A 24,149-nucleotide genomic window follows, 5' to 3' on the forward strand; every position below is an offset into this window, starting at 1 on the left:
TTTAAGTGGTGCATACGCACCACTTTTCGTTCTTAAGAATTCATAGAGTATGCCAATGGCAGTAAAAGTTTTAGTTGTAGACGATTCAAGCTTTTTTAGGCGTCGAGTCAGCGAAATTTTAGAGCAAGATAGTGATATCAAGGTAATTGACTTTGCTGTTAATGGACAAGAAGCTGTTGAAAAGGCGGCTTCACTTCGTCCAGATGTTATTACTATGGACGTAGAAATGCCTATCTTAGACGGTATTAGTGCCGTAAAGAAAATCATGCAGGCTAACCCTACCCCAATTTTGATGTTTTCCTCACTTACTCGTGAAGGTGCAGGTGCTACTTTAGATGCGCTTGATGCTGGTGCGTTAGACTTTTTACCAAAAAAGTTCGAGGATATAGCTCGAAATAGTGAAGAAGCGATTAAATCGTTACAAAACAAAGTAAAAGAAATTGGACGCAGAAGGTTGCCGCGTTCTGTGAGCAGTTATTCAAGGCCATCGGTTACAAAGGCGCCAACACCTCAAGCTTCTATTTCACCAAGACCTTCGACGTCGACACGAACATCGAGTGTTGCCCAACCAGATAGAAGCTTTCAAAGAACTTCTACACAGCAGGTTTCGAGTGCATCAACGCCAAGTAAGCAGTTCAAAGCTTCAGGTAAACAATATAAGCTTGTTGCAATAGGTACTTCAACGGGTGGGCCAGTTGCACTGCAAACAATTCTTACTCAATTACCTGCAAATTTTCCACATCCGATTTTGTTAATACAGCATATGCCTGCCGCTTTTACACCTGCTTTTGCAACTAGGTTGAATAGCTTGTGTAAGATTAAAGTCAAAGAAGCAGAGCATGGTGATAAATTACAACCGGGTGTTGCATATTTGGCGCCGGGTGGAAAGCAAATGCTGGTTGAGTCTAAAGGTGCAATGAAAACTCTAAGAGTCTTTGAAGATGACAGCCCACGGGTAACGTACAAACCTTGCGTTGATGTTACGTTCGCTAGTGCGGCAAAGGCTTATCAGTCAGATGTGCTTGCGATAGTTTTAACAGGCATGGGAGCCGATGGTAGAGATGGTGCTCGTTTATTAAAACAGTCTGGCGCGACGATTTGGGCGCAAGATGAGCAAACTTGTGTTGTTTATGGTATGCCTCAAGCTGTTGCAAATGCAGGCTTATCCTCTGAGAGTTTGGCTTTACATGACGTTGCCACAAGAATCAATAAAGAAATAGGTTGTTAATCTATTTCTTAAAGCACTAGGAAGTAATTGTTTCGTGAAAATCTGGACTGTAGCAAATCAAAAAGGTGGTGTTGGTAAAACAACGACTACTGTTAGCCTTGGTGGGATCCTTGCTAAGCAAGGAAAACGTGTTTTGCTTATAGATACAGACCCTCACGCTTCTTTGACTTATTATTTTGGCATTGACTCTGAAGAGTTAGAAGTCAGTGTGTATGATATTTTTGCTCGAGGAACTGCGATGGAAAGCGAGGAGATTCTCCAAGCTTTGTGTCCTTCAACCATTGAGAACCTTGATATTTTGCCTGCAACTATGGCGATTGCTACCTTAGACAGGAGTATGGGTAATCGAAATGGCATGGGTTTAATTCTGAAAAAAACACTGGCGAAAATAAACGAACACTATGATTATGCCATTCTTGATTGCCCGCCTGTTTTAGGGGTGTTAATGGTAAATGCATTAGCTGCCAGCGAACGTGTACTGATCCCTGTGCAAACAGAGTTTCTAGCGCTTAAAGGCTTAGATCGTATGATGCGTACTATGGAATTAATGCAAAGCTCTCAAGCAAAACAATATAATTACACCATAGTGCCAACCATGTATGATAAACGGACAAAAGCTTCACTAGAAGCATATAAGACATTGCTTGCTAATTATGAAGGTTTTGTATGGCCAGGTGTAATACCGGTGGATACTAAGTTTAGAGATGCCAGTTTAGCGCAGCAAGCACCCATAGAGTATTGTCCTAAATCTAGGGGTGTGTTTGCTTATAAGGCATTACTAGAGTATTTAATGAAGGGTAGTTAGAGGCTATATGAGTAAACACTTGTTTGCTAATGAGAAGGTAATGAAACAGTATCTAGGCGCATTATTGCAAGAAGATGAGCCTCAAGAGACTGCGCTTGCCCCTGTGGCAAAATTACTCGAGCGTGTACCTGAGATTACTGAGACAGAGTTAAATCAACCAGTCGAAAAAGTTGTACCAGATATCATTGAGACTCAATCTGCGCCGGTAGTAGAAAGCCCTGAGGTCGTCGAAATCCCAGAGGTTGAGTCGAAAGATCTTGAGTTAACAAAAAATAATACTATTATCAAAGAAGAAGCTATTGTTGAGCCAAGTTTAACAAGCGTTCAAGAAGAGTATGGTGAAAGTGAGTTTCAAGCTTTATTTTTTGAAGTTGCAGGGCTGACTTTGGCAGTGCCTTTGAAGTCTTTAGGTGGTATTCACCAATTAGGTGAGGTAACACAGCTTTTCGGAAAGCCTAAGTGGTTTAAAGGTGTCATGCTTAATCGAGAAGAAAAGCTCAACGTTGTTGATACTGCCAGATGGGTTATGCCTGAGAAGTATACCCCAGAGCTTGAAGAGAAACTGGATTACCAGTATTTAATTACACTCGGAGATAGCCCTTGGGGGCTGTTGGCTGAAAATTTAATTAATAACATCACATTAAAGCCAGAAGACATTAAGTGGCGTGTAAATGGAGGCAAGCGACCTTGGCTTGCTGGCGTCATTAAAGAAAAAATGTGTGCTTTGATAGATGTAGAGAATTTAAACCGCTTACTAGAGCAAGGCTTAGATAGCCAAGAGCAGTAACTCAGAACTTTATGGAGTATAACCATGAGCCAAGATAGACTACTTTCTGCAGACAATAATGCCGACAGTAATGATGAAGTTCTTCAATGGGTAACTTATAAGTTAGAAGACGAAACGTATGGTATTAATGTAATGCAAGTGCAGGAAGTGCTGCGTTATACAGAAATAGCCCCAGTGCCAGGTGCGCCAAGCTATGTTCTTGGTATTATTAATTTGCGTGGTAACGTAGTAACGGTTATCGATACTCGTGCACGTTTTGGTCTGATGAGCTCAGAGGTAACTGACAACTCAAGGATCGTGATCATAGAAGCTGAAAAGCAGGTCATTGGTATTCTTGTCGATAGTGTTGCTGAAGTTGTTTACTTACGCAGCTCAGAAATCGACAGTGCACCAAACATTGGTACTGAAGAAAGTGCTAAGTTCATCCAAGGCGTGTCGAATAGAGAGGGTGAGCTACTTATTCTTGTTGATTTGAATAAGTTACTCAGCGATGATGAGTGGGATGAATTGAGTCACATATAAGTGCTAGCTGTCGTTCAAGAAAATCTTGCTTTTATTGTAGTCACTATTACCTCAGGCATCCTCTTTTTAATATGTCTGGGGTTTATTTTTGGTTTGCAAAAAAAGTTAGAACAGAATCATAAAAATCAAAAGTTTTTAAAACAGCAGCTCGAAGAATCGAATGCTCAGACTGAGATACTACGTAGCGAAATTGCGGAGTTGAGGTCAGGTTTAATGAGCATAGGCAAGCGTTTATTGGCTTGCGAAAATTTTGCTAAAGATTTAGCTCAGCAGCAAGCTGCGCAAAAGTATGATGATCCAGACGCAAAAATTTATTCTCGAGCAGTTAAAATGATTGAATTAGGTGCCGATCTCGAAGAGATAATGCGAGAGTGTGAAATACCTCGAGCAGAAGCAGAGTTACTTCTTTCATTGCACCAGAAGCAATCTTAAATATAAGCGCTGAGTAATTTCCTCGGCGCTTTTTTCAAGCCTTTATATTCAACTTCTTATTAAAACCTTCCCAGCCAGGTGGAAACTTTCCTCTTAAAACATAGGAAAAAGCAATTAATTCGGCGATGACATAATAGAGTTCTTTTGGAATTTCTTGGTGTAAATCAAGTTGATTTAACGTGGAAGCAAGCTCTGCATCTTCGTGGATCATAATGCCCTTTTCTTTTGCTAAAGTAATGATCTCTTCAGCTAACTCACCAAACCCTTTACAGACAACCTCAGGTGATTTGCCCGCTTCATAAAGTAAACCTATCGCTGATTTCTGTTCCATATTTTTATTCCTAAACCTGTACATTCACGATTGCATGCTGAGTAAAAAACAAGTCAGCTTTTTCACTGTCTTCAGTTAGCTCGATATCACCAACTTGAAGACCATGCGCACTTAATTTTCTTCTCAAAGTATCAATATGCGGCTGTGCAAGCGCACAAACCTGAGCGGAATTTCCTGTTACTTGACACTCCAGTGATTTATCCATGAGTTCAGCTTGCACGGAGAGCTTTCCTAGTGACGAATAGTCAAAGTTTAATCGGATATACCAAACCGTCTTTTCTGGCATGTTAGCTTTTGCAGGCTTTTTATAATTGCCTATTTGCAAATGTGTCTGTTTGCAGTTGTCAGGGAGCTTAGTAGGTAAAAATAAGCTTACCAGCAACTGGGTGTCACTATCTTGGTTTTGATTCTGGTTGAGGTTTGCCGACTGAACCATATTTTGTTGTAAATTATTATTTAGTTGCACGAGCTCATTCATTAAAGGTGAGTTCAAATTGGGTATTTGCTGCTGAAGTTGGGTGATATTCTGTGCTTTAAAATTGGGTTGTAGGGTTTTCAATAAAGCATCGAATTTTGCTTGTGTAGAACTATCATTACTTTCGCTTTGTATTACTTTTGATGCAGATAAAAATGTGAGCAGTAATTTTTCAACGTTATTGAGTAAACTACTGCTTTGAAGGTTAGTATTTATTATCGTTTGAGCCGTAGCCCCTACAAGCGGGTTTGGTAAGTTAAGCTCATTCGCAATTTGCGCTGAAGAGTGCTGCTTTTCATCTATCATTCTCGAAAAAGCCTGATGTACCAAGCGTGTTAGGTCAGGTGACTTTTCATCTTTAAAGTGAGAGAGTTTATTAATCTGCTCAGAGCTCACTTTTGGCTCCAACTTTTCATCTTTATTTATTGGTTGCTCAGATATAAATGGCTTAATCAGTAGCTTCTCTAGGCTTCCAGAAGGCGAATAATGACTTTTTATTATAGATAATACATGTTGGGTAGGTAGTTTAGCTTGGTTTGTGTCATTCACTTTTTCAGATAGGCGACTGAAGTTTTGGTGCGCTGCATTATTGCTAACATCAACTTGCTCTTTTACTGTCTTATGTAGTTCAGAGAATACATTTTGCTGAATAGGAGAACTGATAGAGCGAGCTTTTGCTTCTTTGATATTAGTTTTTGATGTTTGTGATTGCTCACTTTGGTTGGCCTTGTTATCTCCTGTAAAGGGGGGCGTTAGTGTTTTTTGAATTGCTTCCTTAGGAGTAATCTTTTCTTGCGTAGCCATTTGAGCATCGCTGTGGCCTATGCCTGTCTTAACATGTTCGGTTCTTGGTTGTAGTAATGATGTCCCTTGCTTTATTGAAGATTGTGCATCAGAAGAAAGTTTATTTGTGAAGCTTACGTTCGAATTTGGTGGTAAGTTAGGCGTTGCTTTCAAATTTTCTTGAGAAAATAGTGCGGTTGCTAAAAGATGCTTAGGCACTTTTAGCGGTGTCGTTACCGTAAATTGAGGTGTAAACGCTATTGTTTGTCTGATCTGAGAAAATAGCTGCACAATAGGTTCTGATTTTAAGTTTTTGGCCTCTGGGTAAATGAGTGCTTGAGAACCTGATGTTTTGTTTAAATTTAGTATTCTACTCGCAATAGCCGCGGTATCCACGTTTGAAGAAACTGGGTTTTTATTGTTTTTATTACCAATCAACATAAAAGGCGCTGCAATAATATTTTGTAATGCAGTTCGCACAGCTTGCTTTACGTCTTTAAATGAAACATTCAGCAAAGGCTTGTCATAATTTAACCCTGATTTGAGAGGCGCCTCGTTTGTGGGTCTTACCAAGTTTGTAGCCTGTGTAAGCATTGACTTAGCTGAATGTTTTAATTGAATAGCATATTGTTTCTGCTTTTCGCTAATTTCAAGGCCATGCATAGTGGGAGTAGGTGTTGCAGCCCGCCAGCTTTTGTTTTGGGTATTTTCTGAAAGCAGTTCAATATTTCTGAGTGATAAAGCGGCTTTGGTGATTGGGTGTTGAATTTTTGGCGCCTTCTCAGAAAAATTAAGCACCATAGAAGGGAAGCTATTTGTTAGGCTCTGTGTAATTTTATTTTTGGCGATTGGTTGTTTGAGCAGTTGCTCTCCAAAGCGGTCACTGATTGTGAGTAATATCTGTGCAGTATTGGCGTTTAATTTTGCAATTAATTTAGGCTCTGCGTCGAGTATTTTTGCAAGACTTGGATTGATTGCTAGGTTTACGTCAAGCTTAGGAAGTTGAAGACTAGCTGGTGTGGTTTTTATTTCAGCGTGTGTCGTGATATTTGGGCCAATTGAATCTCCTTTTAAAAAATTCAACAAAGAGAGCAATTGGTCAGTAGCCTTGATATGTACACCTTGTTTTGGGGTTTGTAATGTTAACTTCAATCCCGTTTCATCGAGCTTGACGATTGCTTCTGGTAATTCGAGTTTTTGACTTTGAGGCTCTATTGCAAGGCGAACAGTTTGCCAGCGTCCATTTATTTCGATGTCCATACTGATTGAATCAGATTTTATCGAAATGTTCTTGGCTAAGAACGATTGCTCAATCGAGTTATGCAAAGCACGTCTATTTGCTTCGCTTAAAGTTGAGATAGACTCAGATGAGACCGAGTTCAGGTTTATAATTGGCAATTCATTCATTATTTTAAATCAAATTTTCAGTAATCGGTCGCAAAGCTCTGTTCGTATTACCATACCATTATGGTAGACTATCGCCCAATTTTACGCACCGAGAATACTAATTTGCTAGAGGTTAAATCTGTCACTTGCGTCAAGCAAGAACGCTGTTTATTTGAAGCGCTTAGCTTTACACTCGGATCTGGCAAGATTATGCAAATTGAAGGCCCAAATGGTGCGGGAAAAACCTCTTTATTGAGGATTTTGTCAGGCTTTGCTCAACCAGAAGAGGGTGAGGTGCTGTTCGAGCAGCGTTCAATTAATGATTATTACGATGAATTTGCTGCTGAGTTACTATTCATTGGGCATAAAACGGGTGTAAACACCCAACTTACCGCATTTGAAAATGTCTGTCATTGGTTGCGTGTTCACGGTTATAACGATGAAAGTCAGGTGTATGACTTATTAGGCAAGTTAGGCTTAGTGGGCCTAGAAGATGTGCCGGTTAGAACATTGTCAGCAGGTCAGCAACGCCGAGTTGCATTGGTTAGACTATGGCTTAACAGTTCTAAGCTGTGGATTTTAGATGAGCCTTTTACTGCCCTAGATAAAAAAGGCGTTGCCATGTTGCAATGCCGCTTTAATGAGCATCTCGAGCAAGGCGGTTCAATCTTATTAACAACGCACCAAGATCTCACTCAGCATTTTGAACAATTACAAACTTTAGTGCTGGAGTATCGACACTAATGCAAGTAAATCATTCTTATTGGCAGCTTTTTAAAGCTGTATACAGCAAAGATGTCACTTTAGCATTTAGACAACGTGCTGAAATAGTAAACCCTTTATTGTTTTTCCTCATTGTCATTACGTTGTTTCCTCTAGCAATTGGTCCTGAGCCTGGATTATTGGCTCGCATGGCGCCAGGTATTATTTGGGTCGCAGCGCTACTGTCTACCATGCTAGGCCTTGATAAGTTATTCAGAGATGATTATCACGATGGTTCATTAGAGCAAATGATTGCCTCACCCTATCCATTGTCTTTGTGTGTGTTAGCGAAAGTGTTTGCGCATTGGACCATCACCGGGTTGCCTATGGTTTTGATGGCACCCATGTTTGCACTTTTGATGAACCTTGAGTCTCAGGCGCTTGGTGCAACCATTTTAACTTTATTAATCGGAACCCCATTGTTGAGCTTTATCGGTGCCATTGGCGCTGGTTTAACTGTGGGCTTACAAAAAGGAGGTATTCTAATGAGTTTACTTGTTTTACCTCTTTATATTCCTGTCCTAATTTTTGCAACCTCGGCCATTGATACCAGCAGAATGTCGCTGGCATATGGCGGGCAGCTTGCAATCTTGGGTGCGATGTTAGCAGTTGCCTGCATTGCCGCACCTTTAGCCATATCGTCAGCATTAAGAGTGAGTGTAAGTTAACATGTGGAAATGGTTACATCCCTACGCTAAAGCAGATCGTGCATACCAGTTGTGTAACACCTTACTGCCGTATTTTGCCGTAATTACCGTTGTCTGTTTAGTTGTTGGTTGGGTCTGGGGCTTAGCGTTTGCGCCAGCGGATTACCAACAAAAAGACAGCTACAGGATCATCTTTATTCATGTGCCTTCAGCCATTTTGTCTATGGGCGCGTATTCTTCAATGGCGATTGCCGCAATTGTGGCGCTCGTCTGGCAGTTGAGAAATGCTGAGTTGGCTGTAATTGCGATTGCGCCTGTAGGGGCTGCAATGACTGCAATTGCTCTTATCACCGGTGCTGCATGGGGTAAGCCTATGTGGGGAGCATGGTGGGTGTGGGATGCACGCTTAACCTCAGAACTCATTCTTTTATTCTTATATCTAGGGGTTTTATCGCTCTATCATGCGTTTGAAGATAAAAAGGCGGCGGGCAAAGCGGCGTGTATCTTAGCGATCGTAGGTGTGATCAATCTACCCATTATTCATTTCTCAGTTGAGTGGTGGAACACGTTACATCAAGGTGCAACCATCACTAAGTTTGATACGTCGGCGATTGACCCTAGCATGTTGTGGCCATTATTTATCAACATCGCAGGCTTTGCTGGTTTTGTGGGTGTGATTTCACTAATTCGTTTAAAGAATGAAATTCTTCAGCGTGAAAAGCACCGTCCTTGGGTACGCAGTTTAGTAAGTCGAGGTTAACAATGCAGTTTGAATCTTTTAGTGACTTTATAGCTATGGGTGGCTACGGCTTCTTTGTGTGGCTTTCATATGGCTCTTGTGCTGCTATTTTGGCTGGCATTCTAATTAGTTCTCTTAACGATGGTAAGAAACTAAAAAAAGAAGTAAAAGCGCAAATGCTGCGTGAAGAGCGTATTAAGAAAGCAAAAGAGGAGGCGCAAGCATGAACCCTAGACGTAAAAAGCGCATGTTTGCTGTGCTAGGCATTATCTTTGGTCTTGGCTCAGCGATTGGCTTAACTTTATACGCATTACAAGAAAACATTAATTTGTTCTATACCCCGTCAGAGCTCATAAATGGCAAGGGTGAAAACTATGAAATGCCATTCGTGGGCCAAAAGTTACGAATTGGTGGCATGGTCGTACCTGGTTCAGTAAAGCGTGATGAAACCTCTTTAGATGTTGAGTTTAAGCTTATTGATACCGGTCCGATGGTAACTATTCGCTATCATGGTATTTTGCCAGATCTGTTTCGTGAAGGTCAGGGTATTGTCGCACAAGGTACTTTAATTGAGCCTGATGTGATTGAAGCCTTTGAAGTTTTAGCCAAGCATGATGAAGAATATATGCCTGCTGAAATTGCAGAAGCCGTTAAAGGTATTAAACACGAAAAACCAAAATATAATTTAAATAACGAGAATTAGTATGATCCCAGAAATTGGTTATTTCTCGCTTGTACTGGCAATGGGTTTGAGCCTGTTGCTATGTATTTTTCCGTTATGGGGCGCTTACACCGGTAATCTTAGGTTAATGCGAGCTGCGCCTTCTTTGGCTGTTGGCCAGTGTCTTTTTGTCCTATTTTCTTTTGCAATTTTAATTTATGTTACGCTGACGGATGATTTTACCGTCGCGTATGTGGCACATCATTCGAGCACAACTTTACCTTGGTATTACAAGGTTACGTCGACTTGGGGTGGCCATGAAGGTGCGATTTTACTCTGGCTAGTAATGCAGTCGTCTTGGACTGCATTAGTTGCGCTTATGTCTAACTCTTTACCTTGGGTTTTACGTGCTCGCGTACTTGGCGTGCTGGGTTTCTTAGGTGTTGGCTTTATGCTTTATACCTTATGGATGTCGAGCCCATTTGAGCGATTACTGCCTTATTACCCAGTAGAAGGGCGTGATTTAAACCCGCTTCTTCAAGACCCGGGTATGATCATTCATCCGCCATTGCTTTATATGGGCTATGTGGGCCTATCTGTATCATTTGCGTTTGCTATAGCTGCATTACTAACTGGTAAGCTTGATAATACTTGGGCTAAATGGTCTCGCCCATGGACGATGGTTGCTTGGGGTTTCTTAACATTAGGTATCACAATCGGCAGTTGGTGGGCATATGCTGAGCTTGGCTGGGGCGGATGGTGGTTCTGGGATCCAGTTGAAAATGCTTCACTGATGCCATGGTTAGTTGCCACTGCGTTGCTTCACTCTTTAGCAGTGACTGAGAAACGCGGCGTGTTTAAATCTTGGACGGTATTACTTGCGATTACTGCGTTTAGTTTATGTTTGCTGGGTACCTTTATCGTTCGTTCAGGGATCATTGTCTCAGTGCATGCCTTCGCGACTGATCCAGACCGAGGACTATATATCCTGTCCTTCTTAGGTGTTGTGGTTGGCGGAAGCTTAGCGTTATACGCAATGCGCGTTTCAGAAGTTTACAGTGAGGGACGCTATAGGTTTGCTTCTCGAGAAGTGACTCTTTGGGCAAATAATATCTTTTTAGTGGTTGCAACCCTTATCGTATTATTGGGTACCTTGTTGCCTATGATCCATAAAGAGTTAGGCCTGGGCACCATTTCAATTGGTGTGCCGTTCTTTAATCAAATGTTCTCTATTTTGGTTGTGCCTTTCGCTTTATTACTAGGTATTGCACCTATGATGCGTTGGAAGCAAAACCAATTACCTCCTATGGTGAAAAAATGGGGAGGTATGTTGGTCTTAGCTCTGGCGCTGACGGCATTGTGGTTATTACCTAACTACGAATATGTTGCGCCAATGACGTTTATCGCAACGGCGCTTGCAGTTTGGATCACGCTAGGTACATTGCTAGATGTCTTTGAAAAGGCGTCGGCACAAGACAGTTTCGCTCATGGTTTAAAACGCTTAGGTTTAAGTTATTGGGCAATGGTGCTTGGCCATATTGGCATTGCATTTGTGATAGCCAGTGTGACACTCACATCAGCGTATTCAGTCGAACGATCAGTCAGTATGAAACCAGGTGACGTGGCACAGCTAAACGAATACAGCTATCGATTCGATGGTGTAAAGGAAATCCGTGGTCCTAATTACAGTGGTCATGCGGGTGTGGTAACAGTGTTGAAAGACGATAAATTCATCGTTGAGTTATATGCTGAAAAACGTCTATATGATATCGGCATGCAATTTATGACAGAAGCCGCGATTGATGATGGTTTCTTTAGAGATTTATATTTGGCGCTTGGTGAGCAACTAAGTGAAGGTGCGTGGTCATTACGTATTTATCACAAACCTTACGTTCGCTGGATGTGGTTAGGTGGTATTTTAATTTCACTTGCCGGCTTTATGGTTGTAGCAGATAAGCGTTACCGTAGAAGAAAAGTAAAAGGAGCTGTAGCATGAATAAAAAGCTATTAGGATTTATTCCTTTTTTAATCTTTATCTTCTTGTGCGTTTTCTTATACCAAGGCCTGTTTGGTAACCCAAGAGAGTTACAAACTGGCCGTATAGGTCAAACGATGCCAAGCTTTGTTTTACCTGATTTAATGGATGGATCAAAACAGTGGCGTGATACAGACCTAAAAGGTGACGTATATTTACTGAATGTCTGGGGCACTTGGTGCCCGACCTGTATCGCTGAATTAGGCTATCTTACTGAGTTAAGAGAGCGCGGGGTGCGCATTATTGGTTTGTATTATGAGCAAGCTTATGACCCTGATTTTGGCGACGAGTTTGATATCAATGCACTGCGCAATGAAGTGCAGAATATGCTTGATAGAGCTGGCAACCCATATCAATTCAATATTTTAGACTTAGACCGCACACTGGCACTTGATTTAGGCGTCTCAGGTGCACCTGAAACTTTCCTTGTTGATGCCAATGGTACGATTTTATTGCACCACACAGGTGATATAAACCCTCGAGTTTGGCGTGCTAAGTTTGCACCTGTTATGCAGGAGTTATCAGAATGAGAATTTTAACTTTGTTATTTCTGAGCATTTTAAGCTTTTCAGCTTATAGTGCCCAAGATGAATATGAGTTTGCGAATGCTGAGCGTGCAGCAACCTTTAAAGCGTTGACGCAAGAGCTTCGTTGTCCAAAATGTCAAAACCAGAATATCGCTGATTCAGATGCCATTGTTGCAAAAGACTTACGTGACAAGGTACTTGTGTTAGTTAACGAAGGAAAATCAAAGCAAGAAGTCATTGATTACATGATCGATCGCTATGGATATTTTGTTCACTACCAGCCGCCGGTTACACCAGCGACCATTGTACTTTGGGTTTTACCGGTATTAATTGTGATCATTGGTTTTGGCTTTATTGTCTTTAGACAAAAGAAGGCGTCAAAGAAACAAAAGTGGAATGCGCAAGACGAAGAAAAACTCGCGCAACTGATCAAGCAGTATCAACGTCAGGAGCATAATTCATGAGCGCAATGATGCAAATGTGGGGCATGTTTGCTCTATTATCTATTCTTGCTGCCTTATTTGTTGTGGTGCCATTTTTACGACGTGAAAAGGTCATCGCGGTTGATTCTGATGCCAATGCAGAGCGTATTGCCATTTATCAACAGCGCCTAGATGATTTAGAGCAAGAGTTTGCGGATAAAAAAATTGAACAAACTGCGTACAACGAATCAATTGTTGAGTTAAAGCGCCGTCTGCTTAATGAGCTATCACCTGAGAAGCAACTTAATGCTCGAGGCAACAACCGCATATTCGCGCTAACCGGTTTGGCTTTTTTAGTCGCAGTGAGTGCCGTATTTTATGGCTTTACAGGCAGTCAAAAGCAAATAGAAGACTGGTACACTGCCATAGATAGGTTGCCAGAATTTGGTGAGCGTGCGGTTTTACAGCAAGGCGAACCACTGTCTCAAAATGAACTTCAAGCATTTGCTTTAGGTCTGCGCACAAAGCTGGCAGAAAGTGGCGATGATGCCGTTGCTTGGATGCTGTTAGGCCGTGTTGCTATGTCACTAGGTGATAATGATATGGCCAAGCAAGCTTTTGAGAAAGCACTGGTTATCCAGCCTGATAATAACAATGTATTGGTAAACTTCAGTCAGGTGTTATTAATTGAAGGTACAGAGCCAAGCATGAATCGCGCAGCGAGAATGCTATCTAAAGTTTTACAGTCTGATCCAAGTAATATGGATGCGATTTCGCTATTGGCATTAATTGCATATGAGCGTCAAGACTGGGAAGAAGCTAAAGCGGCATTTGAAGTACTGCAATCTTCTATGACACAAGATGACCCTCGCTATGCCATGATCTCAGAGCGTATTCATGATATTGAACATAAAATTAATCCTGATGCTCACGCACATGAAGAAAATCAAGCCCCTGCGGGCGCGTCGTTGACGGTATCTGTGTCGTTAAATGACTCTATCTCAAGTCAGTTACCAGACAATGCGACGCTGTTTATTTTTGCTAAAGCCCATAATGGCCCACCAATGCCATTGGCTGTGAACAAATTAAAACAATTTCAATTTCCGATTACTGTTACACTTGATGACAGCATGGCTATGATGCCTGATCTGAAGCTTTCTAATTTTGAAAAAGTTGAGATCACTGCCCGAGTTTCAAGTGATGAAGCTGTAACGGTGCAGGCGGGCGACTTAGAAGGTCAATCAGACGTGATAGCCCTAGATAATGCGCCGTCAATCGTGCGTATTGAGATCAGTCGTGTAATAACCAGCACAGGAAGCTAAATGTTAAAACCTATATTATCTGCGTTTGCTGCACTTATTTTATCTGGGTGTGCAACGGTTGCCCCAGAAAAAGTTGATGAGCGAGATCCGCTTCAAAGTATCAACAGAACTGTCTATGACTTCAATATGGATGTACTTGATGCATATATTTTGAAGCCTGTAGCTGAAGGGTATCTAGCCGTAACGAATGATCCGGTTAGAAAAAGTGTCTATGCGTTTACTACCAATATTGCAGCTCCCACTGATGCGGTTAACGCGTTATTGCAAGGAAAACCAAAAGATACGGGCATCAATACCGCGCGATTTTTGGTGAATTCAACGGTCGGTATTTTTGGTCTCTTTGATGTTGCAACCTCATTAGGTTTAAAGCATAAAGATGAAGACTTTGGTCAGACCTTAGGTGTATGGGGCGTTGGTGATGGCGCATATTTGATGTTGCCAGGCTATGGACCGTCTACCGCTAGAAACATCACAGGTGATGTGGTTGATAACTTTGTGTTGCCAGAGCTGGCTTTATCTACACCGCAAAGTTTATTAGTTTATGCAGTAAGATCGATAGATCTTAGAGCGAGCTTACTATCACAAGAAAAATTACTTCGTGAGTCACTTGACCCATATGTATTCATGAAAGATATCTACTTCCAGCGTCAACTTTACGAGCTGCATGATGGTAACCCACCAATCAAAGAAGAAGAAGTTGAAGATTTTGATGAAGACTTCTTAGAGAACCTTTAAGCGCGGTAATATACTTAATAGAAAGCCAAGTCAATGACTTGGCTTTTTCTTTATCTAAACCTAATTTAAAGAGTAATACCAAACCTCTTAATTAAGCGATTTATTTTTTTGAGGCAAAGAAAACTATTGTTAGCAAGGCAAAAATTTTGCCATTTAGTTGTTCTAAATAATAAATTTTCAACGCAGTTAGCATCAATTTTAATTCCTCAAAATGATTGAGTATTATTGAGGATTGGTATTAAAAGCGCCAGTTGAGGTTAAGCCAAGCAGTTAGGCCAGCTTCGTTCACTCGGCTAGTTTGCTCGTAGCCATTGACAGCCGCACCTGCTCGACTTAAGTGCTCGCTGTAGGCTTTGTCGAGTAAATTATCTATCCCAAAACTCCAGTCTATATTTTGACTTTGGCTGTAGTTAGCATTCACTGACAGCACACCGTAACCGGCGGACTCTGAGACGTCTTGACCTGCAATATTACCTTGACCGATGGCGACACGATGTTGCTTTTGTACAACACGCCAAAGCATGCCAAGCTGCCAATCTTTTAGTGCGTAATCAAGGGTAAAGCGAGCCTGTAAAGCAGGCTGTTGTGCTAATGGTCTATGATCAGTTAGATTTGTAGCCCTTACCCAACTGATACTTGCACCGGTTGATAATGACTTCGTCAGTGAGTATTTGCTATCTAACTCAAAACCAAAGCTCTCAGTATCAACGTTACGCGTTACTTTTGCCGATTTGCTCATTTTCTCAAATGTATTGTCGATGAGAATAAAATCATCGGTTTGATTGTAAAAAACAGAAGCTGAGCTTTGCCAGTTATCAGTTTGGTGGACTAAGCCTAAATCGAATTGACTTGTGGCTTCATGCTTTGTGTTAAAAGCACTTGTTGTCTTTTCGCTGCTTCGACCCGCACCTAATAATTCCCAGTAATCAGGAAATCGTTCTACATAACCGAAGCCTGCAAAGTAACTGGTATTTTCGGTTTGTGCTTGAAATCTCGTGAAGCCGCTATATAAAGATGACTTTCGGGTCTGTAAAGCAGTCGGGTTAGCAGACATCATCATCATTGAGCCGACCATTTTACGCTCATCTGTTGCTTGCCACCTGTCTATGCGCAAGCCCGATACCCATTGTTTGTTTTCCTCTAGACTAAATTCGTATTCTGCAAATACGCCAAGCTGTTCAAAACGCCCGTCAGTAGTTCGCGTTTGATTGTTAATTGGCATCATATTGATATTCATAGACATACGATTTGTATGCTCATTGCTCTGATGATCAACGCCAATGCTAAACTTGCTCGTTTTATTGTACTCACCATGTGCTAAAAACTTACCGCCGTAAGTTGTTCTGTCAGGATTCATCGCTCTAGGCGTTTTGTTCATTGGTGTTGCAACGAAATCACGTAATGAGAAATTGTCCATAATATGATCGACATAGTTGTAAAAAACTTGCCCTTCAATGCGTTTAATGACTGTGCCTTCAAGTAACCAATCGAATTTAATTGCACTATGAGTTCTGTCAAATAAACTTCCGTCCATTGCTCTATCTGCATAAGCAACTTCGCCATCACTACGGCCAAGAGAAAGGCTAATAATTTTATCGTCACTTGGTGTGTAAGCGAACTCTAAATCGGTATTCCACTTCTCGTACGCTGAATGCACGTGCGTACCATTGCCATCCTTATAATTGTCTGCTTTGTTATAGCTGGCTGATATATTGGCAAAGTAGTCTTGATCTCCAAACTTTAGCTGAGAATTAATACCTCGACGTCCTGCATTGGCAAGTACTATGTTGCTAAAACCCTCTAAGCCAGCTTTATCCATTCTATAACTATCACGCTCAAATAATACGGTCGCAGCGCTGTTACCTGGTCCATACAATACTGTTTGTGGACCTTTTATCACGGTGAGAGTGTCATAAGTTTGTGGTGTGATATAAGCAGTTGGCGGGTCCATACGATTACCACATCCACCCAAGGTGAGGTTGCCATCGGTTAGAATATTCAAGCGCGAGCCTGCTTGACCTCTAAAGACCGGATCTGAGCTTGCAGCCCCTTTTTTGATTAATGAAAACCCACTGATACTTGAAAGTAAATCTGACGCATCTTGAGCAGGCAAGGGTTGTCTTGGCAATTTAGGATCGGTTTTTATATTGAGTGGTGTTTGCATTGGAGCAATGACAACGATTTTTTCTATGTCATCTGCCACAGCATAACCACTTAATAAGGTACAAATAAGTCCACTCAGAATTGATTTTTTCATTTAAAAGCCCAGCAATTGAAAGAGTTGTGGGCAGTTTATAGATTTTTAAAAGAGTAGGGATGTGACAGATTGTCGCACCCAACTGGGTTTTTAGGTACGACATCTTTATTATTGATTTACATCAAATAAAGTTGGGGTTAAACACATTCCATGATTTGAAGCTGCTCATTACCCCATGCAAGTGCTTGATTGTATATCTCAGGAAGTGCGTCATTATCAAACTTAATACGTTCACAATATTCACCTGTCAAAACCCAATCAGCTTGTTCATAGGCTTTTATTAGACCTAGGTATTGTGCCAATATACCTTGTTTATGTACTAAGGCTTCTTTAATCAGATTACTCAGAGGTAGTTTCTTCATAACGCCTTCCATACTCTCATCTAAAATCGCATCCATCAGTGACATCATACCGACCAAAAAAGCCATACCGGTGTCTTGGATCCCCTTGTGTCTTTGAGCGAGTAGTTCACAAAAACGTGCTCGAGTGAGAGACAGTTTTATGAGTTCTATAGGTTTCTCTGATGAAACTTGTGCAGCGAACAAGAGCGATAAAAACTTTTTTAGCTCTTGGTTGCCAAGCACAACCACTGCTTGCTTGATTGTGCTTATTTCGGCACGGCGTTTAAAAGCGGCAGAGTTTGAATAGCGAAGAAGTTTGTAAGATAAGTTGACGTCTCTTTCAAATACAGAAGTAATTTTTTTTATATCGACATCAACCACTGAGGTTTCATAGAGCAGTTCTGCAAGTGCCATTTCAGAAGGGGGCAATGATTTGCTTTTCACCATTTCCGGTTTTGCAAAGAAGTAACCTTGAAAGTAACTAAAGCCAAGTGCCACAGCTTTTTCAAATTGCGCATTGGTTTCAACCTTTTCTGCAACGAGCTTAATATTATTATATTCTTTGGTAGCGTCAATAAGCTCACTAATCTCTTCATCTGAAGTTATCAGCAGATCGACTTTGATTTGATCTATGTAAGGGTAAAAATGACGCCATACTTTTTGGTGTTTGTAGTCATCAAGGGCTAGGGTATAGCCTTTGCTTTTTAATTCCTGAACAGCAGCAAGTAAGCGTTTCCCTGGCTGAACGGTTTCGAGGATTTCAATAACGACTTGATTGCTTGGTAGCATACTCGGATAGCCTTTGAGAATGGTATCCAAAGTAAAATTAATATATGCAGGCTTATTATCTGTTAAATCTTCCAAGCCAAAATTAAACTGACTCCCTTCAATGAGCTTTGAAGTAGCTTCATCTCCATCAATGTCCGGAAAAACATTGTCTACGCCATCTCGAAATAGCAGCTCATAACCCATAAGCTGTTTGTCTTTATCAAAAATAGGCTGTCGGGCTGCATAAAAATACATGTACTACTGATCCTGTTACTTATCTTTACATTATTAAATATAAAATATAATGCGTATTAAATCATTAACTAATTTACACTTAAGTAAGCTTTGTTAATCCTTTGTTCTTAGTTTCCCTTGAGTGAATAGCGTTAACCGCACTTGGCTGGGGTTAACTTTTCATACATGTTATAGTCATCTTAATAATAAGATTAATATTTATTCACCAACCGAGATTCTCTTAATGAGTAAATGGAGGTAAGTTTTGGAAACAGGTACTTTAGTATCTTTAGTTTTGTATTTTATCGTAATGTTGGGCATTGGCTTGTACGCTTACCGTAAGTCAACCAGTGATGTTTCAGGCTATATGTTGGGTGGGCGAAGTCTACCTCCAAGTGTTGCGGCACTCTCTGCCGGTGCTTCAGACATGAGTGGTTGGATTTTGATGGGCTTACCGGGTGCAATGTTTGTAACAGGTTTCAGCAGTACTTGGATTGCAACAGGCTTAATCATAGGTGCTTGGTTGAACTATTTACTGGTGGCGCCGAGGTTGCGTGTCTATACGGAAGTGGCAAATGATGCCATCACCATTCCCGATTACTTCGCAAATCGCTTTGAAGATAGAGGTAATGCGCTAAGAATAGTATCGGCTTTAGTTATTATCGTATTTTTCACCTTGTATACATCTTCTGGTGTTGTTGCGGGTGGTAAGCTATTCGAGAGCTCCTTCGGCATGAGCTATGAATCTGGTTTATATATAACGACTGGTGTCGTTGTGTTGTATACCTTGTTTGGTGGTTTTTTAGCTGTAAGCCTCACAGACTTTGTACAAGGGTGTATTATGTTCGTGGCGTTAATTTTGGTTCCTCTAGTCACTTTCTCTTTACTAGATAACCCACTTTCTGTCACGCTTAATGAATTGAATCCGCAGATGATGACTTGGATTGGCGCTGGGGGAGCAATCGGTATTATCTCAGCCATGTCTTGGGGTCTAGGTTATTTTGGTCAGCCACATATCATAGTACGTTTTATGTCAGTCAGAAGCGTAAAAGACATGCCGGTAGCACGTCGTATCGGTATGAGCTGGATGATAATTGCAGCCTTGGGTGCAGTCTTTACAGGCCTTTTTGGTGCCGCATATGCCCATGAGAAAAACCTTGTAGTTGACGACCCTGAAACAATATTTTTAATTTTGTCACAGTTATTATTCCACCCACTGATTGCGGGTTTCTTACTGGCAGCTATTCTAGCGGCCATTATGAGCACAATTTCTTCTCAGTTATTGGTAAGTTCAAGTTCTTTAACAGAAGATTTCTACAAAATCTTTATCCGTCGTGATGCGACAGACAAAGAACTTGTATTAGTAGGTCGTGTGAGTGTGGCGCTGGTTGCATTGTGTGCTATCTATTTGGCGTATGACCGTGACAGCTCTATTTTAGACTTGGTAAGTAATGCGTGGGCAGGGTTCGGTGCAGCATTTGGTCCGCTAGTATTATTTAGCTTACTGTGGAAACGTATGAACTTTGCTGGTGCATTAGCAGGTATGTTAGTCGGAGCAGGGACCGTTCTTATTTGGATTTATGCGCCGATCCAAATTAATGGCCAGTCTTTAAGTAGCTTAATTTATGAAATCGTACCTGGCTTTGTTCTTTCTTCAATAGCCATTGTGGTAGTGAGTTTAATCACTGACGAACCATCTGCGCAAATCAGCGATAAATTTGCTGAGTATGAACAAGAGTTAAATGCTTAAATAAGCTAGGCGAAATAAAGGGAGCGATAGCTCCCTTTCTTAATTTGTGTACAGATAACGCTCGCTATCAAAAAACTGAGTTAATGTATTTTAAATCCCTTAACAATTTCAGATAGCTGGTGACTAGCTTGTTTTAAACTTAGACTGGCTTCTGTCAGTGCATGCGTTGTTTCTAGAGAATGGTCAGTTGCCGCTGATAAATCAGTTATACGAATATTCACCTCTTGCGCAGCCGTGCTTTGCTCTTCCGTTGCGCGAGCTATATGGCTATTCATATCTGTAATAGACATGATTAGTCGCTCTATTTCATTTAACACTTCGTCGGCTTCAGCAACTTGCTTTACTGTGTTTTCAGAAATTTGCTGACTTGCCTGAACAGCACTCACCGCTTCCTGAGCACCTTTTTGCAATTTCTCTATCATGGTTTGAATTTCATCGGTACTTTGCCCTGTGCGGCTTGCAAGGGTTCTAACTTCATCTGCTACCACGGCAAATCCTCGACCTTGCTCACCCGCTCTTGCGGCCTCTATCGCTGCATTTAAGGCCAGTAAATTGGTTTGTTCTGATATTCCTCTAATCACATCTAGTACAGAGCCTATGTTATTACTTTCTTCAGCAAGCACGGTGGTCACTTCACTGACTTCTTGGATGTTACTAGATAAGGTTTCTATCGCACTGATAGTTTTCGCGACGACTTGTTTACCATTGTTACTGTTCTTAAGCGCGTCATTAGCAGCATGCTCTGCGGCTTCTGCATTTTCGCTTACTTCCCTTATCTGCATACTCATTTGCTCAACTGCTGTCGCAACTTGTCGGCTATTATCATTTTGGTGTTCAATGTGGTTTAAATTCACTTTGCCAGTGTCATCGACTGAATTAGAAAGCCGCTCTACTTCAGTTGCGCTGTGAGAGACGTTCTCAATAGAGTGACGCATTTTTTCTGTATAGGCATTAAAGTAGTTCGCTAACTGTGATATCTCGTCTTTGCCTGATTCATCTAACCTTTGGGTGAGGTCACCTTCGCCATGAGAAATATTTTTCATCATTTCGGTGGCTAAATTTACAGGAGTAAGAATACTGTTACTGATTAGAGAAATAAGTGCAGCTAAAATGATGAGTAGAACAACTACATCGATAATCATCAGGTTTCGAAGTTCGGCAAAGTCTTCTTCAATTGAATCTAAATAGACACCTGAGCCTAAGATCCACTCCCAAGGACCAAACCCTTTAACATAAGAGATCTTATCGACAGGGTCATCAAAGCCGGGCTTAGGCCATTTATAAGGAACAAACCCTTCACCCTGCTGGCGAACAATTTTGACCATTTCCATAAATAGATATGTCCCGTCTGGGTCTTTACTCGCTGAAAGTGATTTACCGACTAATTGAGGTTTCATCGGGTGCATAACCATATTTGGGTTATAGTCATTGATCCAATAGTAATTGTCAGAGTCATATCTGAGTTTAGAGATGGTATCAAGAGCGGCTTGTTGAGCTTGATCTTGTGTCATTTCGCCTGCTTGCTGTAAGCCATAAAAATGTTCGATGACGCCAAAGGTATTTTCAACAAGGTTTTTAGTTTTCTCATATTGTTGCTGTTCTAAACTAGAAAATTGCTGTGGTAAGCTCGTTAGGCTTAGCAAGACTAAGCCAATTGCAACCACACCAAGTATCATCAGCAGTCGTTGAAATATTGAGAAGTTTCTTAAAAACTGCATACATTCACCACCTTTTATCTTTAAGCTTATCTTAATATCGCAAATAGCTTTTGCGCGAAGAAGCATGCTGGCTAATCTTCAATAATATTAAAATTAGCTTAGTTTAGAGATTTGATTTTGTCATAATTAGAGTAATCAAATATATTTAAAACATAGGTTTATAGTGTTTATTTATTCTAGATCAAGGCAATAAGCGATTGGTCTTAAGCCTAAAGTTGTAGGTGACTTTTAATATCAATTCTCAATGGGAATAATTTATTTTGAGGGATTAACATTGCCCTTAACTTTGTTTAAAACTTCTTATTGAAAAGAGCTAAATAGCAAGATTTCCTAGCCTCAAAATAGCTCGTAAATCGAGAGGGGTTATAAAAGAAAGCGCAATAAAAAAGCCCTCTTTAAAGAGGGCTTTTGAAAAAGTATAGTTTCTAAACTCTAAATTGTTCTACAGATTGTCTCAGCTCTTCTGCGAGTTTAGCGACTTCTGAACTTGATATTGAAGTTTGATTTGCACCTTCAGCAGTTTGCTCAGCAATTGCCACTATAGACTCAAGTCGCTCACTGATCTCTTGTGCAACCTGTTGTTGTTCGTTAGCTGCATTTGAAATCTCTTCACTTACATCATGTGCTTGAGAAACAGCTTGGGTAATGCTGTTCAAGGCTTCGTTAGCTAAATCACTTTGTTCTACACAAGAAACCGCTTGTTGTTTGCCCTTAGACATTGCATTTACAGCCTCTTCAGCTCCAGCTTGAAGAGATTCAATCATTGATTGTATTTCTTGAGTTGACTCTTGTGTTTTACTTGCTAAAGATCTTACTTCATCTGCTACAACAGCGAAGCCACGACCTTGTTCACCCGCACGAGCTGCTTCAATAGCTGCGTTCAAGGCAAGCAGGTTAGTTTGTTCAGCAATCCCTCGAATAACATCTAATATTCCACCAATAGAGGCACTGTCTTGGTGAAGTTTGTTGATAACACGAGAAGCTTCGTCAACTTCTGAAGCAAGTTGTTCAATGGTATGTTTATTCTCATGTGAAATACCTTTAACACGCTCAGCTTCTTTATCAGCATTCTTAATTTCAAGTAGCGCTTGATGTGCACTATTACTAACACCGTGAGAAGTGCTACTCATTTCAGTAGTTGCAGTAGCTGCTTGCTCAACTTGAGCCTGCTGGCTCTTGATAGCTTGGCTCGACTCGGTGGTAATCATTGATGTTTGTTCTGACGCCGCTGCAAGCTGTGTTGAGCGAGATACGATACCTGTAATGAGTTCTCTTAAACTTGCGATAAGTGTATTACAACTTCTAGAAAGCTCACCAAACTCATCTTGCGCACTGTCATCCAAGCGTTGAGTCATATCGCCGCTCGCAACAATGGTTAAAATTTTATTTACTTCAGCAAGTGGTTTCGTAATTAATTGGACAGTTACATAAGCAACAGCCACGGCAATCAGTGTTGCAGCAAGCATACCAACCCAAGTCCATAAGTTGGCCGCGCTTACATCATCTTGTACACCAGTTTGAAGCTCTAACGCTACTTCATTCGCAAGAGCTACAAGCTCAGATAATTGCTTAAGTGCTGCTTCTGTCGCAAGCTCTGAATCATTTACTGCTTGGCGAGTTTTAAGCTCTGTTTGTAATAAAGCACGTTTGTTACTTGCTAAGCCACTTTGACCATTGATCTGTTGTTTTAGGTCGCTGTAATAGCCTTCTAAATCTTCTAAATAAGAAGGCTCAAGTGAATTTACTGGGCCTCTAATTAATTCGATATTTCGTGCAATTTCTTTTATTGCGAAGTCTTGCTCGTTGGCGATGATATCAACAGTATTTGTATTATCAGCATCGATTAGATCGTTACTGCTAGTTACAAGGTTTGAGAAATGATTTTCAAGACTTGAAGCAGCTTGATAAGCTCTTTGACTGCTCGCTTTTAGCTCACTAATATCGAGGATATCAAGTACGCTCGTGGTAGCATCTTCAGCTGCTAATTCTATTTCTTCAAGTTGTGTTACTAAATCTTTTTTGATTTGTAGTGTGGTTGCTTTGTCGTCTAGAAGTAGATTAACTGTAGGAAGAAACTTATTAAATGTATCACCTACTTTATTTGCGCGCTGAGACAAATCAGGGTTAGTTTGTACAACTAGTTCTAATTTACTGTAAGCACTTTTAAAGTTCTCTTGTCGTTTTTTGAATTGAGTCTTTAATTGTTGGAGCTCAGAAGTTTGCGTAGCGAAAAAACTACTTTGAGCTAGCTTACTCATCTGTGTGAACTCTACTTGTAGCTCAGAGCTATTGGTTAATGCTGGCAGAGACAGGTTATTCACTTGTTGAGATGAGCTGTCAATATTTGCAATTCTCAGGAGAGAATTACCCCCAATCATAAGGAGTAACAAGGTGATGAAGATAAACCCACCCCAAATACGTTGACTAACAGTGAAATTCATATCGATTCCGTAAGTTGCTTAAGACAGTAATATATCGGTCT

Annotated in this window: 22 protein-coding genes; 16 read left to right on the plus strand and 6 right to left on the minus strand. The window is 40.8% G+C overall.

Annotated elements, in window-relative coordinates; genetic code table 11:
• The first annotated feature begins 55 nt into the window (after positions 1–55).
• Genes PP2015_RS04915 through PP2015_RS22065 form a run of 5 tightly spaced genes read left to right on the plus strand, consistent with a single transcriptional unit; the run spans position 56 to position 3,774 of the window.
• Positions 56–1,228, plus strand: a complete 1,173-nt coding sequence (locus tag PP2015_RS04915; RefSeq protein WP_058029213.1) for a protein-glutamate methylesterase/protein-glutamine glutaminase — start codon at positions 56–58, stop codon at positions 1,226–1,228.
• A gap of 34 nt (positions 1,229–1,262) precedes the next feature.
• Positions 1,263–2,033, plus strand: coding sequence for a ParA family protein (locus PP2015_RS04920; protein WP_058029214.1), 771 nt, complete (start codon positions 1,263–1,265; stop codon positions 2,031–2,033).
• A gap of 7 nt (positions 2,034–2,040) precedes the next feature.
• Positions 2,041–2,820 carry a chemotaxis protein CheW gene (locus tag PP2015_RS04925; RefSeq protein ID WP_058029215.1) on the plus strand — a complete coding sequence of 260 codons (780 nt, stop codon included), beginning with the start codon at positions 2,041–2,043 and terminating at the stop codon, positions 2,818–2,820.
• Positions 2,821–2,844: 24 nt separating this feature from the next.
• Positions 2,845–3,342, plus strand: coding sequence for a chemotaxis protein CheW (locus PP2015_RS04930; protein WP_058029216.1), 498 nt, complete (start codon positions 2,845–2,847; stop codon positions 3,340–3,342).
• On the plus strand, positions 3,343–3,774 hold the full coding sequence (locus tag PP2015_RS22065) for a DUF2802 domain-containing protein (RefSeq protein WP_058029217.1): 432 nt from the start codon (positions 3,343–3,345) through the stop codon (positions 3,772–3,774).
• Between the two features lie 34 nt (positions 3,775–3,808).
• On the opposite strand, the gene PP2015_RS04940 is transcribed toward PP2015_RS22065, so the two are convergent.
• Together PP2015_RS04940 and fliK are read right to left on the minus strand one after the other, a co-directional pair.
• A complete protein-coding gene (locus PP2015_RS04940; RefSeq protein ID WP_058029218.1) occupies positions 3,809–4,105 on the minus strand; it encodes an EscU/YscU/HrcU family type III secretion system export apparatus switch protein in 297 nt (98 codons plus the stop codon).
• Between the two features lie 10 nt (positions 4,106–4,115).
• The gene (fliK, locus tag PP2015_RS04945; protein ID WP_058029219.1) at positions 4,116–6,770 is read right to left on the minus strand and encodes a flagellar hook-length control protein FliK; all 2,655 of its coding nucleotides are present in this window, start codon (positions 6,768–6,770) and stop codon (positions 4,116–4,118) included.
• Between the two features lie 60 nt (positions 6,771–6,830).
• On the opposite strand from fliK, the gene ccmA reads away from it, so the two are divergent.
• The 10 genes from ccmA to PP2015_RS04995 are packed head-to-tail and all read left to right on the plus strand — an operon-like array spanning position 6,831 to position 14,599.
• On the plus strand, positions 6,831–7,493 hold the full coding sequence (ccmA, locus tag PP2015_RS04950) for a cytochrome c biogenesis heme-transporting ATPase CcmA (RefSeq protein WP_083496520.1): 663 nt from the start codon (positions 6,831–6,833) through the stop codon (positions 7,491–7,493).
• Positions 7,493–8,179, plus strand: a complete 687-nt coding sequence (ccmB, locus tag PP2015_RS04955) for a heme exporter protein CcmB (protein ID WP_058029220.1) — start codon at positions 7,493–7,495, stop codon at positions 8,177–8,179. The genes ccmA and ccmB overlap by 1 nt, the downstream gene beginning before the upstream one ends.
• A gap of 1 nt (position 8,180) precedes the next feature.
• On the plus strand, positions 8,181–8,918 hold the full coding sequence (locus PP2015_RS04960) for a heme ABC transporter permease (protein ID WP_058029221.1): 738 nt from the start codon (positions 8,181–8,183) through the stop codon (positions 8,916–8,918).
• A 2-nt stretch (positions 8,919–8,920) separates the two neighbouring features.
• On the plus strand, positions 8,921–9,124 hold the full coding sequence (gene ccmD / locus PP2015_RS04965) for a heme exporter protein CcmD (RefSeq protein ID WP_058029222.1): 204 nt from the start codon (positions 8,921–8,923) through the stop codon (positions 9,122–9,124).
• Entirely contained in the window at positions 9,121–9,600 is a 480-nt protein-coding gene (gene ccmE, locus PP2015_RS04970) for a cytochrome c maturation protein CcmE (RefSeq protein ID WP_058029223.1), read from the plus strand. Before ccmD ends, ccmE begins: the two co-directional genes overlap by 4 nt.
• Before the next feature lies 1 nt (position 9,601).
• Entirely contained in the window at positions 9,602–11,554 is a 1,953-nt protein-coding gene (locus tag PP2015_RS04975) for a heme lyase CcmF/NrfE family subunit (RefSeq protein ID WP_058029224.1), read from the plus strand.
• Positions 11,551–12,123 (plus strand): redoxin family protein, encoded by a 573-nt coding sequence (locus PP2015_RS04980; RefSeq protein WP_058029225.1) that lies wholly within the window; start codon positions 11,551–11,553, stop codon positions 12,121–12,123. The genes PP2015_RS04975 and PP2015_RS04980 overlap by 4 nt, the downstream gene beginning before the upstream one ends.
• Complete coding sequence (locus tag PP2015_RS04985; protein WP_058029226.1) at positions 12,120–12,584, plus strand: cytochrome c-type biogenesis protein; 465 nt, start codon at positions 12,120–12,122, stop codon at positions 12,582–12,584. Before PP2015_RS04980 ends, PP2015_RS04985 begins: the two co-directional genes overlap by 4 nt.
• A gap of 5 nt (positions 12,585–12,589) precedes the next feature.
• Positions 12,590–13,864 (plus strand): c-type cytochrome biogenesis protein CcmI, encoded by a 1,275-nt coding sequence (gene ccmI / locus PP2015_RS04990; RefSeq protein WP_058031544.1) that lies wholly within the window; start codon positions 12,590–12,592, stop codon positions 13,862–13,864.
• On the plus strand, positions 13,865–14,599 hold the full coding sequence (locus tag PP2015_RS04995) for an MlaA family lipoprotein (RefSeq protein ID WP_058029227.1): 735 nt from the start codon (positions 13,865–13,867) through the stop codon (positions 14,597–14,599).
• A gap of 238 nt (positions 14,600–14,837) precedes the next feature.
• On the opposite strand, the gene PP2015_RS05000 is transcribed toward PP2015_RS04995, so the two are convergent.
• Positions 14,838–16,856, minus strand: a complete 2,019-nt coding sequence (locus PP2015_RS05000) for a TonB-dependent copper receptor (protein WP_058029228.1) — start codon at positions 16,854–16,856, stop codon at positions 14,838–14,840.
• Positions 16,857–16,993: 137 nt separating this feature from the next.
• Positions 16,994–18,220 carry an EAL and HDOD domain-containing protein gene (locus PP2015_RS05005; protein WP_058029229.1) on the minus strand — a complete coding sequence of 409 codons (1,227 nt, stop codon included), beginning with the start codon at positions 18,218–18,220 and terminating at the stop codon, positions 16,994–16,996.
• A gap of 244 nt (positions 18,221–18,464) precedes the next feature.
• Here PP2015_RS05005 and putP point away from each other — a divergent pair, with 244 nt between their 5' ends.
• The gene (gene putP / locus PP2015_RS05010) at positions 18,465–19,949 is read left to right on the plus strand and encodes a sodium/proline symporter PutP (protein ID WP_058029230.1); all 1,485 of its coding nucleotides are present in this window, start codon (positions 18,465–18,467) and stop codon (positions 19,947–19,949) included.
• Between the two features lie 80 nt (positions 19,950–20,029).
• Here putP and PP2015_RS05015 read toward each other — a convergent pair whose 3' ends face one another.
• Complete coding sequence (locus PP2015_RS05015) at positions 20,030–21,667, minus strand: methyl-accepting chemotaxis protein (RefSeq protein WP_058031545.1); 1,638 nt, start codon at positions 21,665–21,667, stop codon at positions 20,030–20,032.
• 425 nt (positions 21,668–22,092) lie between these two features.
• Positions 22,093–24,108: a HAMP domain-containing methyl-accepting chemotaxis protein gene (locus PP2015_RS05020; protein ID WP_058029231.1), complete on the minus strand. Its 2,016-nt coding sequence runs from the start codon at positions 24,106–24,108 to the stop codon at positions 22,093–22,095.
• Positions 24,109–24,149: the final 41 nt, after the last annotated feature.

The organism is Pseudoalteromonas phenolica, from assembly GCF_001444405.1.
Lineage (GTDB): Bacteria > Pseudomonadota > Gammaproteobacteria > Enterobacterales > Alteromonadaceae > Pseudoalteromonas > Pseudoalteromonas phenolica.